14 protein-coding genes are annotated in these 15,617 nt (G+C 62.1%); 5 read left to right on the top strand and 9 right to left on the bottom strand.

All coding sequences use genetic code 11. The features are described 5' to 3' along the window. The first annotated feature begins 32 nt into the window (after window positions 1-32). From HY17_RS15240 to HY17_RS15220, 5 genes are read left to right on the top strand one after another with little or no spacing between them, the layout of a single operon-like run. Complete coding sequence (locus HY17_RS15240; protein WP_065383191.1) at window positions 33-1,142, top strand: pseudouridine synthase; 1,110 nt, start codon at window positions 33-35, stop codon at window positions 1,140-1,142. Window positions 1,143-1,192: 50 nt separating this feature from the next. Next, the gene (locus tag HY17_RS15235; protein WP_034768204.1) at window positions 1,193-2,524 is read left to right on the top strand and encodes a cytochrome P450; all 1,332 of its coding nucleotides are present in this window, start codon (window positions 1,193-1,195) and stop codon (window positions 2,522-2,524) included. After that, window positions 2,521-3,279: an enoyl-CoA hydratase/isomerase family protein gene (locus HY17_RS15230; RefSeq protein WP_034768202.1), complete on the top strand. Its 759-nt coding sequence runs from the start codon at window positions 2,521-2,523 to the stop codon at window positions 3,277-3,279. Before HY17_RS15235 ends, HY17_RS15230 begins: the two co-directional genes overlap by 4 nt. Then, entirely contained in the window at window positions 3,276-4,346 is a 1,071-nt protein-coding gene (locus HY17_RS15225; protein ID WP_034768200.1) for a DUF2855 family protein, read from the top strand. The genes HY17_RS15230 and HY17_RS15225 overlap by 4 nt, the downstream gene beginning before the upstream one ends. Before the next feature lie 7 nt (window positions 4,347-4,353). Then, window positions 4,354-5,613: an acetyl-CoA hydrolase/transferase family protein gene (locus HY17_RS15220; protein WP_051600172.1), complete on the top strand. Its 1,260-nt coding sequence runs from the start codon at window positions 4,354-4,356 to the stop codon at window positions 5,611-5,613. Here the strand turns inward: HY17_RS15220 and HY17_RS15215 are convergent. The 9 genes from HY17_RS15215 to HY17_RS15175 all read right to left on the bottom strand — a co-directional run bounded on the left by HY17_RS15215 (window position 5,610) and on the right by HY17_RS15175 (window position 15,512). Then, window positions 5,610-6,959 carry a DEAD/DEAH box helicase gene (locus HY17_RS15215; RefSeq protein WP_034768429.1) on the bottom strand — a complete coding sequence of 450 codons (1,350 nt, stop codon included), beginning with the start codon at window positions 6,957-6,959 and terminating at the stop codon, window positions 5,610-5,612. The genes HY17_RS15220 and HY17_RS15215 overlap by 4 nt on opposite strands. A 267-nt stretch (window positions 6,960-7,226) precedes the next feature. Then, on the bottom strand, window positions 7,227-8,099 hold the full coding sequence (locus HY17_RS19645) for an OmpA family protein (RefSeq protein WP_065383177.1): 873 nt from the start codon (window positions 8,097-8,099) through the stop codon (window positions 7,227-7,229). 154 nt (window positions 8,100-8,253) lie between these two features. After that, window positions 8,254-9,534, bottom strand: coding sequence for an amidohydrolase family protein (locus tag HY17_RS15205; RefSeq protein WP_034768198.1), 1,281 nt, complete (start codon window positions 9,532-9,534; stop codon window positions 8,254-8,256). A 61-nt stretch (window positions 9,535-9,595) separates the two neighbouring features. Continuing rightward, the gene (locus HY17_RS15200; RefSeq protein WP_034768196.1) at window positions 9,596-10,507 is read right to left on the bottom strand and encodes a crotonase/enoyl-CoA hydratase family protein; all 912 of its coding nucleotides are present in this window, start codon (window positions 10,505-10,507) and stop codon (window positions 9,596-9,598) included. After that, window positions 10,504-10,998: a DUF4262 domain-containing protein gene (locus HY17_RS15195; RefSeq protein WP_034768194.1), complete on the bottom strand. Its 495-nt coding sequence runs from the start codon at window positions 10,996-10,998 to the stop codon at window positions 10,504-10,506. The genes HY17_RS15200 and HY17_RS15195 overlap by 4 nt, the downstream gene beginning before the upstream one ends. A gap of 10 nt (window positions 10,999-11,008) precedes the next feature. Further along, a complete protein-coding gene (locus HY17_RS15190; RefSeq protein WP_034768192.1) occupies window positions 11,009-11,920 on the bottom strand; it encodes a hypothetical protein in 912 nt (303 codons plus the stop codon). 31 nt (window positions 11,921-11,951) lie between these two features. Then, on the bottom strand, window positions 11,952-13,175 hold the full coding sequence (locus tag HY17_RS15185; RefSeq protein ID WP_034768190.1) for a serine hydrolase: 1,224 nt from the start codon (window positions 13,173-13,175) through the stop codon (window positions 11,952-11,954). A 13-nt stretch (window positions 13,176-13,188) separates the two neighbouring features. After that, window positions 13,189-14,427 carry an MFS transporter gene (locus tag HY17_RS15180; protein WP_233348835.1) on the bottom strand — a complete coding sequence of 413 codons (1,239 nt, stop codon included), beginning with the start codon at window positions 14,425-14,427 and terminating at the stop codon, window positions 13,189-13,191. Next, the gene (locus tag HY17_RS15175; RefSeq protein WP_034768188.1) at window positions 14,424-15,512 is read right to left on the bottom strand and encodes a phosphotransferase family protein; all 1,089 of its coding nucleotides are present in this window, start codon (window positions 15,510-15,512) and stop codon (window positions 14,424-14,426) included. The genes HY17_RS15180 and HY17_RS15175 overlap by 4 nt, the downstream gene beginning before the upstream one ends. Window positions 15,513-15,617 lie beyond the last annotated feature (105 nt).

Genomic DNA, 15,617 nt, shown 5'->3' with positions numbered 1-15,617 from the left:
ATTCGGGCCGCTGACATTGAAAGGAAGCCATCATGACGGAGCGTCGAGAGACGGGCCGCCTGCGCCGCAAGCCTGCTAGCGCGAGAGGCAAACCGGGCGACAAGCCCAACTACAAATCTGGCCCTCGGGGTAAATCCAGCGCACCACGCGGTCCGGCTGAAGAAACCGACTGGAGCGAAGGCGAGCGGATCGCGAAGTATCTCGCACGGGCTGGCGTTGCCTCCCGTCGCGAAGTCGAGCGCCTTATCGAGGAAGGCAAGGTCACGGTCGACGGCAAGAAGCTGGCGTCACCGGCCTTCAAGGTCACCGGCAAGGAACTGATCCGCGTCGGCCGGCGCACCATCTCCGCCCCGGAAGCAACGCGCGTCTGGCGCTATCACAAGCCCTCCGGCCTGATCACAACCAATGTGGACCCGGAAGGCCGCCGGACCATCTTTGACGAACTGCCCCGCACGCTGCCCCGCGTCGTCACGGTCGGCCGTCTCGACCTCACCACTGAAGGCTTGCTGCTGCTCACCAATGACGGCGCCCTCGCCCGGGCTCTGGAACTGCCTTCCAGCGGGTTGGAACGGACCTATCGCGTCCGTGCCCATGGCACCGTGACGCCGGAAAAGATCGAAAAGCTCGCCCAGGGCATCACGGTCGAGGGGGTGAAATACCAGCCGATCCGGGCGGTGCTGGATCGTGAGACCGGCGCCAACAACTGGCTGACGGTGACGCTGGCCGAAGGCAAGAAGCGGGAGGTACGCCGCGCGCTAGAGTCGCTGGATCTGATGGTCAACCGGCTGATCCGCGTCTCCTATGGCCCGTTCGAACTGGCGGAACTGAAACCGGGACAGGTGGACGAAGTCCCGCCTGACCTGCTCGTCCAAGCGGTTGGCGACTTGTACGAGGGCGTCAAGCACTCGGCGCCTGCCTGGACCGGCGGCGCACCTCCGCAGTCGAAACCGGCCGTCAGGAACAGCAAACCCGGCCCGAAGCCTGTCTCGAAACCGGCGGCGAAAACACGCGGCAAAAAAGGCCGGAAGCCAGAGGAAGAATGGTCAACCAGCCCCGATCGTACTTCCCCCAAGTCACGCCTTGGCACCAAGCCGCCTTCCGGTAATCTGTCAGGCAGCAGAAAACGCAGCAAGCCACGCTGAGACGGCGCATAAAATGCCGCCCGTGGTCATCGCCATAAGGGAGGCATTGCATGACGCTTCAGAACGTGACCGACACCTACCAGCAAGAGGTGCCGCCCCACGCGCCAGCCAACGAACCGGTCTACGACCTCGCCCCGCCGGTCGATCTGACCGATCCGGAAGTGTTTTCCAGTCATGGCGGCTACACGCACGAAGCCTTCGCCATGATGCGCCAGAAAGCGCCGGTCATGTGGCATCCGGAAAAGGCCGCCGCCGGCTTCTGGGCCGTCACGCCGTATGAACTGGTGAAGAAGGTCGAACTGGACCCGGCGACGTTCTCGTCCCAGCGCGGCGGCATCTTGATGACCTATGGCCTGCCGGATCAGCCGCGCCATCCGCTGCTGCATTCCTCCAGCTTGAACAGCCTGATCAATCTTGACCGACCCTATCACACGCCGCTGCGGATGGAGCACATGCACTTCTTCCGCCCCGGCTTCGTCGCCGAACTTCGCAAGCGCGTGGATGCCTATGTGACCGAGCTGCTCGACGCGATGGAGAAGCAAGGCCCCGTCGTGGACATGGTGGAGATGTTCTCCGCCGAACTGCCGCTGTTCACCCTATGCGAAATCCTCGGCGTTCCGGCGGCCGACCGGCCGAAGCTCGTCCACTGGATGCACTTCCTGGAGACATCGCAATACCGGGCCCAGCAGGAAGGCCTCGGCAATGTGACGCCGGAAGACATCATGGAGTTCGTCAACGAGATTCAGGCGATGTTCGACTTCGGCCGTCACCTGCTGGCCGAACGCCGCAAGGAGCCGAAAGAAGACCTGCTGTCAGCCATCGCCAACGTCGAGATCGACGGCCAACCGCTCAGCCCGGAATTCCTGGACGGATCCTGGCTGCTGATTGTCTTTGCCGGAAACGACACGACCCGGAACTCTCTTTCCGGAACGATGCGTCTGCTGACGGAATTCCCGGACCAGAAGGCGAAGCTGCAGGCCAATCCCGACCTGTTTCCCAACTTCGTCCACGAGGCGATCCGCATGGTCTCGCCGGTCACCTATATGCGCCGCACGGCAACGGCAGACACCGAACTCGGCGGCCAGCCCATCGCCGAGGGCGACAAGGTGGTCATGTACTATGCTGCGGCGAACCGCGACCCGGCGAAATTCCCGGACCCGAACCGGTTCGACATCACTCGGGAGAACGCGAAGGAGCATCTCGCCTTCGGGCATGGGCCTCATGTCTGCCTGGGCCAGCGCGTCGCCAACATGCAGCTTGAAGCGGCTTACCGGCAAATTCTGACGCGCTTCCCGGATGTGAAATGGACCGGCGAGCAGACCATCGCGCCGAACAATTTCGTTCACGCCATCTCCAGCCTCATGGTGGATCTCGGATCATGACAGATACACTCGTTACCCGGCAGGACAATGATGGCTGCGCCATCCTGACCCTGAACCGCCCGGACAAGCTGAATGCGCTGACGGTCGGCATGTTCCGGGAGCTCCGCTCGCACGTGTCCGATCTCTACAAGGACGACTCCATTGGCTGTGTCGTCCTGCGCGGTGCCGGCAAGTGCTTCTCCGCCGGGCACGATCTGGCAGACATTGCCGAGGGCGAAGCCGTGCCGTCCCGCGGCTGGCATTCGGAAACGCTACGCCTGATGGAGCGCCTGCCGAAGCCTGTGATCGCTGCCGTGCACGGGCACTGTTACACCGGCGCGCTGGAAGTCGCGCTGGCGGCGGACTTCATCATCGCCGCCGAGAGTGCGCGTTTTGGCGACACACACGCCAAATGGGCCCTGACGCCGATCTGGGGCATGAGCCAGCGCCTGCCCCGCCGCGTCGGCATCGCGACCGCAAAGCGCCTGATGTTTACCGCCGAAATGATCCGCGCAGACGAAGCCTTCCGCATCGGACTCGCCGAAATGGTCGTACCGGACGCCGAGTTCGACGCGGCAATTGAAAAACTGGCCGGACAGATCACGGAAAACTCTGCCTTTTCTCATGCGGCCAACAAGCGGCTTCTGGAAGCCACCGATGCACGCGATATGGACAGCGGCCTGCAATGGGAGATACTTAACAATGAGGGCGTGGGGCCTGACATGCAGGCTCGAATCGGGGCCTTTACAGGAAAGTCACCGAAAGCAAAGACATGAGCGATTTTCTCATCCGGCGCGACGACCTGCGCGACGTCAAATGGACCGACCGGCTCGCAACACCGCTGGCCGATGGTTGCGCGCGGCTCAAGATCGAAGCCTTCGCCCTGACCGCCAACAATGTCACATACGCCACCTTTGGCGATGCGATGAAATACTGGGACTTCTTCCCGGCGGCTGACCCGGCTTACGGGCGCGTCCCGGTCTGGGGCTTTGCGACGGTTGAAGAGTCCAAGGCCGAAGGCGTGACGGCTGGCCAGCGGGTCTACGGATACCTTCCGATCTCGGATCGCTTCGATGTCGAGCCCTCGAAAGTGAGCAAAGCCAGCTTCGTGGACGGCGCTGCGCACCGCCAGCCCATGGCCGCCATCTACAACACCTATATCTTCACAGCCGCGGACCCTTCCTACGACGCTGAGTCCGAGGCACAACAGATGCTGTTCCGGCCGCTGTTCACCACCGGATGGATGATCGACGACTCGCTGATGGAAACCGGTGATCCGATCCCGGAAACGGTTGTGATATCTTCGGCCTCTTCTAAGACCGCTCTCGCCCTCGCGCATTGCCTGAAACAGCGTGGCAATGTGGACACCGTGGGGCTGACCTCCAAAGGCAACAAATCCTTCGTGGAATCTACCGGGCTGTATGGCCGGGTGAGAACCTATGGCGATGTAGACCGTCTGCATGCACGCGGACTGACCGCCTTTGTCGACTTTCTCGGCCGCCCCACCCTGACGGCAGACGTGCACAATGCGCTGAAAGACCGGCTCGTGCGCAGCCTTGTCATTGGTGTAACGGACTGGGAAGGCAATCGCACCCCGATCCAGCTGCCCGATCCGCAGCCGGAGTTCTTCTTCGTACCGACCTATGCGGCGGAGCGTACCAAGCAACTCGGGGCCAACACGCTCAATGCGAAGCTCGGCCAGTCGCTCCTGAGTTTCTACAAGGCGTCACGCAAGTTCGTGAAACCGAAACAAGCCAAGGGACACGAAGCCATCTCTGCCGCCTGGCAGAAAACGCTGGATGCGGATGTGAGCCCCTCCTCCGGTCTTATCCTCACGCCGTGAGGCCGGCATGAAAAGCGCAAAGCAACTGCTTGCCGAGTTGAGGGACGCCGCAAACGGCGCGCCGCGTATTTATGTGCCCGGCGGCCCGGCGGAACCTGCCTGCGTAGCGGACGCCCTGCGCGAAACACCCGACCTGGCGGACGGCACCACCTTGGTGGGTCACTGGCTGCCAGGTATCAACCGGACAGCCTGGACCGATTTTCACCCGAACGCGTCTGCTGAAGGGACATTCCTCTATTCGGAATACCGCACCGCATTCGAGGAAGGTCGTTACAGGCTGTGCCCCATCCATTATTCGGAAGCCTATGAATGGCTGAAGTCGGTTCCGTTGGATGCCGCTTTCATTCCTGTCTCTGCCCCGAACGAGCAGGGAGACGTCTCACTCAGCCTCGGCACTGATATGTCGCCGGCACTCGCGGATCGCAGATATATCCGCCGGATTGCTGTAGTCCGGCCGGACATGCCGTTCCCGGCAAGTGCCCCCCGCCTGCCTCTTTCGGACTTTACGGATGTTCTGGAAGACACCGCGCCGCTCATCACGCTCACCGATCCGCCTCTCTCGGATGAATCAAAAGCGATCGCGGCACATGTCGCAACTTTGCTGGATGAAGGGTTCACCATCCAGTCCGGCATCGGCAGCGTGCAGCAGATCGCGATGACTGCGGCAGCGCACCATCGAAATATCCGTATTCATACAGGCATGATCACTGACGCGACGATGGAAGCGCTGAATGCCGGGTCGATCGCACCAGAGCCCGGCACGATCCTGACGGGTACGGCCATTGGTACACCGCCGCTCTACACGACAGCCGGAAAGGATGCGCGCTTCAATTTTCAGCCTGTGAGTGTCACCCATTCCGTGCCTGTGCTGGCCGCCATCCCCCGCCTTGCCGCCATTAATGGCGGCGTGGAAGTCGACTTGTTCGGACAGCTGAACTCCGAATGGGTCAAGGGACGTCAGGTTGCCTCCACCGGCGGGCTCGGCAACTTCGTGCGCGGGGCGCAATTGTCCGAAGGCGGGCGCAGCATCATTGCCCTGCCGGCCACCGCCCGTGGCGGCAGCCTGTCCCGGATTGTCGTGCAGCTTGCCTCACCCACAGTGACGCTCAGCCGGGCAGAAGCCGGCTATGTCGTCACCGAATACGGAGTTGCGGACCTTACCACGGCCGACATCGACCAGCGCGCGGAACGGCTGATCGCCATTTCCGCGCCTGACTTCCGGGACGAGCTCGCCAACCAATGGGCCAAGCTGCGCGCCAGCCTCTAGCCGCGCGCACCTTCCAGTTTCCGCTTCTTGCCACCGCGGCTACGGCTGCCCGGCTTACCACCGGCCTTGCCTGTGCCTTGAGTCTTTCCCTTGCCCTGCGGGCGGGAAGAATTCGGCGGACGGCGCTGGCCACCACGTCCACCAGTACCGCGCGCCGGGCCTTTTGGCTTGTAGAGACGCTCGTTCGGGTCAGGCGTCGGCAACAGATCGACTTTGGTGCCTTCCGGCGCCTTCAGCACATCGATTTGCATATCGATCGTCTTCTCGATGTCGCGCAGGAAATAGCGCTCGTCTTCCGCGACGAAGGAGACGGCAAGACCTGTCCGGCCGGCGCGAGCCGTCCTTCCGATACGGTGCACATATTGCTCAGGCACGTTCGGGACTTCGAAGTTCACGACATGGCTGATGCCGTCGATGTCGATGCCGCGGGCGGCAATGTCGGTTGCCACCAGCACCTTGCAGGTGCCGTTTTTGAAAGCATCCAGCGCCTTCATGCGTTGGGGCTGGGATTTGTTGCCGTGAATTGCGCGCGCATCCAGGCCCTTGGCCAGAAGCTTTCGGACAACCTTGTCGGCACCGTGTTTCGTCCGGGTAAAGACGAGGGCCCGGTCGATTTCCGGATTGTTCAGGACATCAAACAGAAGTTCGAGCTTGTCATTGTTGGACACGTGATACACGCCCTGGTCCACACGCTCTGCCGTGGTGGAAGGCGGCGTCACCGAGACGCGTACCGGCTTATCCAGAAATTGCTGGGCAAGATCGGAGATCAGCTTCGGCATGGTGGCCGAAAACAGCAGCGTCTGCCGGTCTTTCGGCACCTGCGCCACGATCTTCTTCAGGTCGTGGATAAAGCCCATATCGAGCATCTGGTCGGCTTCGTCGAGGATCAGGACTTCGATTTCCTGAAGGCTGACTGCCTTCTGTCCGACAAGGTCCAGCAAGCGGCCCGGTGTTGCCACCAGAATGTCGGCACCGCCCTGAAGGGCGCGGCGCTGAGCATTGATGTTCACGCCGCCAAATACGGTCTGCACGTTGCAGTCCATGTGGCGGGAATAGGTACGGAAGCTCTCTGCGATCTGTCCGGCAAGCTCGCGTGTCGGCGCCAGCACAAGGACACGGGCACTCCGTGCCCGGCGCTTCTGCGGAAACTCAAGCATGAAGTCGAGCGTCGGCAGCGCGAAGGCTGCCGTCTTGCCGGTGCCGGTCTGCGCGATGCCGAGAAGATCCTTGTCTTCCAGAAGCAGCGGAATGGCCTGTGCCTGGATCGGGGTCGGCGTTTCATAGCCTTCTTCCGTAATTGCCCGCATCAGCAGCGGATTCAGGCCGAGGTCTGAAAACTTGGTCATGTAGTGTCTTTCATTCGAGCGGGCGCGCGGCATGCCTGCGCGCTGCCAGCCCTGGAGGGTTTAATTTTGTGGAAGCCCCGCGCGATCAGGGGCAACGGCATTGATTGAATGCCTGAAGGGGCTGGCCGGTCGCGGCGGGAATGCCCGCTGCACGTTTCACGCTGCCTGCCCCATGCACCGGTTCCGGCGCGTCGACATGGGCCACATGGCCCTGTTTGTATGAACAGTCAATGAAGCGGATGAGAAAACCCGCCGGCGTCTCCCCGGTCAGCGCGCCGTGACGATGAACTCTGTCCGCTCATTCCGGTCGCGGGCCGCTGCGGAATTGCCGCTGTCGATCGGCCGGGATTCGCCATAGCCTTCGGCCGTCAGGACAGCTTCATCCACACCATGTTCAATCATGTAGTCGCGGATTGCATCGGCGCGCTGACGCGACAGCTGGAGATTGTAGCTGTCGGATCCACGCGAGTCCGTGTGCTCGGCAATCTCGATATTGTAGGCGGAACAAAGTCGGGCGATGCCGGTCGCTGTATCCACCACCGGCAGCTCAGCCGCATTCAGCGCGGCCATATTCACCGGGAAATCGATGTCGTCGACCCGTAGGGTCTGATCAAAAGCATCCTGGCAATCGTCCAGCGACAGGTCGCTGTTCATGAGACGCGTAAGGCCTGCCCCCAGCGTGTCCTCCCGCCCTTCGACCGCCATCGCATTGACGATCAGGCTGACTTTTTCAGCGCCTTCCGGATCATTCTGGATCGCCGCTTTTGCCGTAAGGAAGCTGACGTCCCGGGCGGCCAGTCCCGGCGCTGTCCCAACGACGGCAGCAACGCCGTCACGGACCTGCAGCCCAAGCCAGGGATAGCCGGTGGTTTCGAAAGTCTGCTCCAGTTTCGCCGCCCAGCCGACCGGTTCTCCCGACATGTCGGTGATCGGGGCTGGTTCAGGACGGGACGATGCGTCCGCCCGCATGACCAGGATCTTGCCATTGCGGATCTGGTAGGTGCCGTCGGAGATCGGAATACAGTCCGCTTTGGCGACCGAGGCCGCCTTCTGTGCGGTTGGAGCGCTGTCCTGCCCCGAACAGGCGGCCAGCGCCAGGACTGCCGCAGCGCCGGTAACCATTCGTGTCGCCAGAGCCATCTTGTCTTTCCTTATGCCTTCAGGATCCGTGTTTCTCACGGAGCCCATGCATGATCCGGGCCGGTTGCGTCCGGATCCCCGAACAGCATCCGGCGTTCACCCCGCCTTGTCAAAACCCTTCGCGGGCCGGGCGAGGTGCCGCCGGTAAACGCGGTCAGTCTTCGTTCTTGTAGACCACGCCGCCTTTCATCACGAAGTCGACATCTTCGAGTTCCGTGATGTCCTTCAGCGGGTCGGCCGTGACCGCGATGATGTCGGCATACTTGCCCACCGTGATGGTGCCGATGTCGGCATCCATTTCGACATGTTCGGACGCGATCACCGTCGCGGACCGGATGGCCTCTTCCGGCGTGAAGCCCGCGCCCACCATCAGGGCAAATTCCTGCGCATTATCGCCATGCTTCGAGACGCCCGTATCCGTGCCGAAGGCCACGTTCACACCGCCCTCATGTGCCCGGCGCAACATGTCTTGCATCAGCGGGCCGACGATGGCTGCCTTCGCGCGGCTGGCTTCCGGCAGCCATGGCTCGTTCACCCAGCCTGTCACGGTTGCCCCGGCCAAAACGGTCGGCACCAGCGTGGCGTTGTGTTCCTTGAACAAGGCGATGGTTTCGTCGTCGGTGTAAGTCCCGTGCTCGATGGAATCGATGCCGGCACGCAGGGCGGATTCGATGCCGACCTTTCCGTGCGCGTGGGCCGTCACCTTGCGACCCATGGAGTGCGCCGTCTCGACGATGGCTTCCAGTTCAGCAGCGGTGAATTGCTGCTCAAGACCGGCCTTGGTGTTGGACAGGACACCGCCCGTCGCCGTGATCTTGATAACGTCAGCCCCTTCCTTCACCTGCTGGCGGACTGCCCGGCGGCAATCGTCCGCGCCGTTGCAGATATTCTTGCCGGTGAACAGCGCCATGACTTCCGGCGAATAGCCGTTGATGTCGCCATGTCCACCGGTCACGGACACGGCCTGTCCGGCGGCCCGCATGCGCGGCCCGGGCACCAGCCCTTTCGCGATGGCATCGCGCAGGCCGAACACGGCATCGTTTGAACCGCCCACGTCCTGCACGGTTGTGAAGCCGGCCAGCAGCGTCTTGTGCGCGTAGCCTGCGCCGTCGAAGGCCTGGTCGACCGTCGTGTCCTCGAACGTCTTGATCCGTTCGCCCGGTCCGTTCTCGCTGGTGATATGCACATGGCTGTCGATCAGACCCGGCAGCACATAGGCATTGCGCAAATTGATCACCGGCACACCTTTCGGTCCGGGCTTGTAACCTGCTTCGACAGAAACAATCCGTCCATCTTCGACGATGATTGTCTGCTTGCGCAGATAGCCATCCCCCGGCGTGGCCAGCAGGTAACCCGCATGGATCACCGCTTCCTGTGCGTTTGCCATGCCTGCAAATGCCAATGCCGCCGCCGCGACCAGTCCAAAGCGTTTCATGAGATAATCCCTCCAGTTGGGAGGAGCCTAGCCCCGTCCCCACAACACCGCAATCGGTGCACTACTCTTCTATCAGACGACCGTCCGAATCTCTTTTTTCCGGTCCATGCACCCGGGCGCGTCCATCGCCAAACGCGGCATCGCGGGCCCTCAACGTGGCTTTCAATCCCTTTTCAGCGACACTCGCCCTGAAGCCATCCGCCGCGCGCGTATTGTGCCCGCGTACATCGTTCTCGACCGCGAGCCGCTGGAGGGTGCGCGCCCCCATAAGCTCCATGGCGAGGTTCACGATCCGCTTGTTAGCGGACAGGAGGTCCGGGTCGATTTTCGCCATGCGGCTGGCAAGGCCGACGACCTCGTTTTCGAGGTCTTCGCCCGGGACGGCCTTCATGACCAGGCCAATGGCCTGCGCCTCCGTGCCAGTCACGGTGTCGCCGGTGAGAAGCAAGCGCTTCGCCCATTGCGGGCCGCAATTGTAGACCCAGAAATTGTTGGGCAGCGCGCCTAGATCCCGTGCAGGCGGAAAGCCGAAGGTCGCATCATCTGCGGCAATCACCATGTCGGCCAGCAGGGCAAGGTCACATCCGCCCGCCAGGCAATAACCATGCACTTTAGCAATCACCGGCTTGTGCATGTCGAACAGCGCCATCCGCCAGCGCTGCTGGCGCTCCAGTTGCCAGGCGTCGTCATCGATGCTTCGACCCCCGCGATAGGACTTGGTTTCCTTGTCCTCCACCGGGGACACGGGCACGTCTCCGTCGGCGCCGGAAAGGTCATAGCCGGCGCAGAAAGCCCGGCCGGCACCCTCGAGGATCACACAGTGTACGGACCGGTCATTGTCCGCTTCCCACAGGGCCGCGGACAGTTCGGACTGCATGACATAGGAGAGCGCGTTGAGCTTGTCGGGCCGGTTCAGCGTGATCCGTGCATGACCGTCCTGCGTGGAATAGAGAATTGTGTCGAATCCATTCATGGGCTGGCCTTCTTCCAGGACACATCCAGACGCGGCTGATCGCGGAATTCGTCCGTACTGTCGGGCTCCCACGGGAACAGGCCATCATCCCCCGGCCAGAAAATCTGGATCATCCCCCCGAGCGGCGGACGGTCCGTTTCGCGGCGGACCATGATGTTGATCGCACCGACTTCGCCAAGATGTTCCGGATGTACCGGGCGCAGCTCGACATCGGCTTCATTCAGCACACCATCCATGCGGAGCGGTTCACCGGTCCATTTCTTTTCTTTCACCAGTTTGGCGGCGACATTGTGCATCATGCCATCGGCCGTCTCACGGTTCAGGCCGAAGACCACCAGTTCCGGCAGGCCGAACTTTTCCTGCATGCCCACGGTCACGGTAAACAGGAGGCGCGAATTCGGATCCGCCGGGTTTTTCTGGACATAGACCTTTGTCCAGCCGTCACGGTCAACATTGTCGGCCACGGCCTGCAGTTCGGGGGAAAGTGCCATAGTGGTCTCCTCAGGCAGGCAGCTTGTCTGCTGGATAAGCGGGATAGCTGGCTTTCATCACACCGTGATTGAGCAGCATTTCCGCGATTTGCTTGTCTCCGGTCTTGTCGAAGAATTTCGTGCGGATCCAGTAATTCTCCACCCGGCGGCTTTCCGACAGGGCGACCACTTCGCGGCGCAGGATGTAAGTCTCCCCCACCAGAAGCGGGCCATTGACCATACGTACTTCGAGGTCCGCGAACAGGCCGATCGCCGGCTGCTTGACCGGGAACTTTGCTGTGCGGCTGGAGTAATTGCCCAGCACACTGACCATTTCCAGCGGCACAATCGGCTTGCCCCATGGTCCGGCGGAGGCATCGCTGTAAACCGCCATCGGCTCGGTGATGACTTTCAGTTTGTCGGCGAGTGAGAACGGGTAGAGGCTTCCCATATGCTGGTGCATGCCCATGGTCACGGTCTCGTCGGCGATGCCGGTCATGCCGACCTTCATGTCTTCCAGAATGACGAGATCGCCCGGCGGGCGCAACTTCTTCATCCGGCCTTCCAGAAGGGTCTCGCCATGATCCGGCCCGATGGAGGCGCTCGCCTCCAGCACGGGTGTGCCGTCTTCCTTGAAGGCGCGGCACAGGGTGCGGGTTTCGCCGGGCGCCGGACGGTCGACCTCAACGCGCACTTTCTCGCCTTCGAACACCATGTTCAGGAAGTGGCTGGAGAAGCAGCCGCGCTCGAACCAGTCATTGCCCCAGATGTCAGCCAGATAAGGCACAAACTGGGAAAAATGCGTCGGCCCTTCGATGGGGCCTGCCTTGATGCCGAGGCGTTCGGCTTCGCTGTCATCATGCAGGCTCTTGTGCCCGTCATAGGATTGTTCCTGCAGCATCTGCACGGGCGCTCGCAGCGGCCCCTTGATTGTCTCGGTCATGGCGTTTCCCTTTTTCTGAAGTCTGCCACCATCATGGCACGGCGTCACCCAGCGGTGACGCGGCCTCCATATCGATGGCGTGTTGAACTGCCTTGTAGAATGCCTTGCGGGCTTCCCATTCGCCGCCTGTGTCGCCCAATGCAGACGTCCAGCTGGCATTCGAGGCGATAACGAGGTTGCGGTTTGGATCGATAAAGATGCCCTGGCCAAAAATGCCATCAGCCTGGTACGATCCGTCATCCCACGTCCACCATTGATAGCCATAGCCTTCGCCGGGTGAGCCAATGTCGGCTTGCGTCACGGTGGCGGCTTCAATCCAGCCCTCAGGCAGCACATTCTGTCCGCCGGCTTTGCCGCCCTCAAGCATGAACTGGCCGAAGCGCGCAAAGTCCCGCACCGAGGCCTGGATGCAACAGCCGCTGATTTCATGCCCGTCATTGCCGAGCAGCCAGGTCGCGTCCTGCGCCATGCCATAGGGCGCCCATATCTTTTCGGAGAGATACCCGCCGAGGTTCCGGCCCGTGGCGCGGCTCACCAGCACACCGATCAGGTTGGTCTCGCCCGTGGAATAGTTCCACACCTCCCCAGCCGGATGCGCGCGCCCGAGGCCTGCCATATAGGTCGCCAGCGCGCTGCGCCCTGGCTCTGCCTCCTGCTGGTCAAACCGGGCAACATCGGACTGGGGGTCGCTGTAATCCTCGTTCCAGTCGATCCCAGACGTCATGGTCAGCACCTGACGGACCGTCACGCCATCATACGCCGAGCCCTTCAATTCATCGATATAGTCCGACACCGGATCATCCAGGCTGCGGATAGCTCCGTCCTTCACGGCAGCGCCGACCAACGTGGAGGTCAGGGATTTGGCGACGGAAAAACTGGTCCAGCGGCCATCCGGACGGAAGCCCATCTCATAGCGTTCCAGCCGGACTTTACCGTCCTGCAAAATAACCAGGCCTGCTGTCCGGTTCGCAGCAAGATAGGCATCCAGATCAAGGCCCAGGTCCAGCGGCTCGCCTTCGGGCAGGTCGCGCGCCGTATCGCCATGGGCAATGGCATGAGACTCGATGACGAAAGGAATACGGTCGATCATGCGGAAGCCCGCATCGCGCTGCGCCTGGTTCCAGAACAAGACGTCCCGACCATAGGGCTGGTGCGCCAGCAGCGCGCGCCATTCCGGCCCGATCAGGATCCAGCCTATCCCCGCCGCGACGATCAGCGCGGCGAACACCAGGCTCATGCGTTTCAGAATGACCATGTCCGCTTCCTCCTCACACCTTTCCACCACGCTCCGGACCAAACCGCCATCCCAGGAAAGACAAAGTCAGCAACAGGCCGGACAGGCAAAGCGTCAGCGTGGTCGTGCCATACCAGCCGGCATGTTCGTAAGCATAGGTAGCGCCCCAGCTGGCCATGCCTCCTCCGACGAACATCAGCACGATATAGGCCGTCATCAGGCGCGTCCGGACGCCGGGCGGCAGGCTGAGGAACGTCATCCGGCCGGTGATGTCGATCAGCGGGCCCACGACATTCATCATCATGATCGGAATCAGCAGCAACCAAAGGCTGTGCCCGAACAGGCCCAGAAGGCAGACAGCGCTGAACTGCAGCACGGCAATGTAGACCCGCGCCTTGCGTGGCCCGATCCGGTCGGCCCAGGCCCCCATGGGCGGTGTGGTCATCAGGTTCAGCAGCGACACCGCCGCCAGATAGCCAACCGTGTCGGCGCCATAGCCCATGGCCGGACTGGTCAGGTACAGGCCGAGGCCCAGCCAGACCGACAGGAAAATGCCGAAGCCCAGCCCCTGGATGGTGCCCGACAACAACACTTCCGGATGCTTCCGGATGATCGGAAAGACAGACAGGACAAGGCCGACATAATTATGCTTCGGCGCATCCTTGTCGGACTTTTCCCGCTCATCCATGATCCGTGGCAGCATGAAGGTCACCGTCGCCATTACCGCCGCCGCGATGAAGTAGACCGTGCGCCAGCCCAGATGTTCCCCCACCCAGCCGGCCCCGACACGGGCCAGCAGAATGCCGCCGATCACGCCGGTGGTTAGTGTCGCGGTTACCTGGCCGAGCCGCTCCGGCGCCACGCGCTTGGAGGCATAGGCCGGCAACAAATAGGGGGTGATGGTGGAGAAGCCGAGAAAGGTGGAGCCCGCCACGAAGACCCGGAAGTCGGTCGCCACAGCCATGACGATCAGTCCTGCCAGCTGGCCGGTGGCGAAGATGGTCGCCAGCTTGCGGTTCGAGACCCGGTCGCCCAGCGGCAGCAACAGCAGGATGCCCAGCGCCAGCGCAATCTGGTTCAGGGCCGGCACCAGTCCGATCTCGGAGGGCGACACGCCAAAATCCTTCGCCACCAGGGCGATGATCGGATGAATGTAATAAGCGTTGGCCGTGACAACAGCACCCGCCAGGGTCAGCAGGATCAGATCCCGCCGCCCCAGGCGCTGTGTGTGTTGAGCCGGGTGGTCCCCGTCACCGGATGGGTCGGGCGTCACCCCGGCATCCCGGCACGGCGGGCATAGCTGGCGGCAAATTGTGCCAGCGGCACGACCCGGGCGGCATTGCTTTCCGCATTCGCGCTGTTTGCCGTGCCGTCGCGCACACGGCCGATAATGCCCTGCAGGATGCCTGCCAGGCGGAAGCCGTTATAGGCGAAGTAGTAGTCGAGCTCCGGCAGGCCGTCGCGGCCCGTATGCTTGCAGTAGAGTTCGACATATTCTTCCATGGTCGGGATACCCCAGGCCTTGAGGTCCTTGATCGCCATGATCGAGCCGCGCGTGGAATCACCCGGCGGCATCACCCAGTTCATCAGGTGGTAGGAAAAGTCCGCCAGCGGATCTCCCAGCGTGCAAAGCTCCCAGTCGAGCACGGCAATGACTTTCGGCTCTGTCGGGTGCAGCACCATATTGTCGAGGCGGTAGTCACCATGGACGATGGTCGTCCTGTCACCCGGCGGGATGTTTTTCGGCAGCCATTCGATCAGCTGTTCCATTTCCGGAATATGCTGGGTTTCGGACGCCTTGTACTGCTTCGTCCAGCGGTGGATCTGGCGGGCAACATAGTCGCCTTCCTTGCCGAAGCCTTCGAGGCCGGCGGCGCGCCAGTCGACATTGTGCAGGTCGGCGAAGGTCTTCACCTTGGCCTCATAGATGGCTCGGCGCTCGGCGGGCTCATAGTCTGGCAGCGTGCCGTCCCACAGGATCCGGCCTTCGACCATGTCCATGACGTAGAACATCGTGCCGATGACCGAGTCGTCTGTGCAGAGGCCATAGGGACGGGCCACCGGATATCCGAGCGGGTAAAGCGCGGAAATCACGCGGAATTCCCGGTCCACGGCATGGGCGCTGGGCAGCAGCTTGCCCGGCGGCTTGCGGCGCAGCACATACTTCTTTTTCGGGGTCACCAGCTGGTAGGTCGGATTCGATTGGCCGCCCTTGAACTGGCGCACTTCCAGCGGGCCTTCATAGCCCTCGACATTTTCTTCCATCCAGGCGGCCAGGGCCGCCTCGTCGAACTTGTGCGTCTCAGCTACCTCTTTGGTGCCGCTGAACAGATCGTTTGCTGTTGGCGCGTCGGCCATTTTCCTGCCCTCATTTCCGCAATTTTTCAAAGGATACCATACTCACGGGCCACGCTGCGCCAAGGCCTTCCGCGACGTCCGCGTGACCTGCCCGGCAAGGAAAGG

Source organism: Hyphomonas sp. CY54-11-8 (assembly GCF_000682735.1).
Taxonomy (GTDB): domain Bacteria; phylum Pseudomonadota; class Alphaproteobacteria; order Caulobacterales; family Hyphomonadaceae; genus Hyphomonas.
Note: the sequence above shows the minus strand (reverse complement) of the source record. Positions and strands in the feature narration are given on the sequence as shown.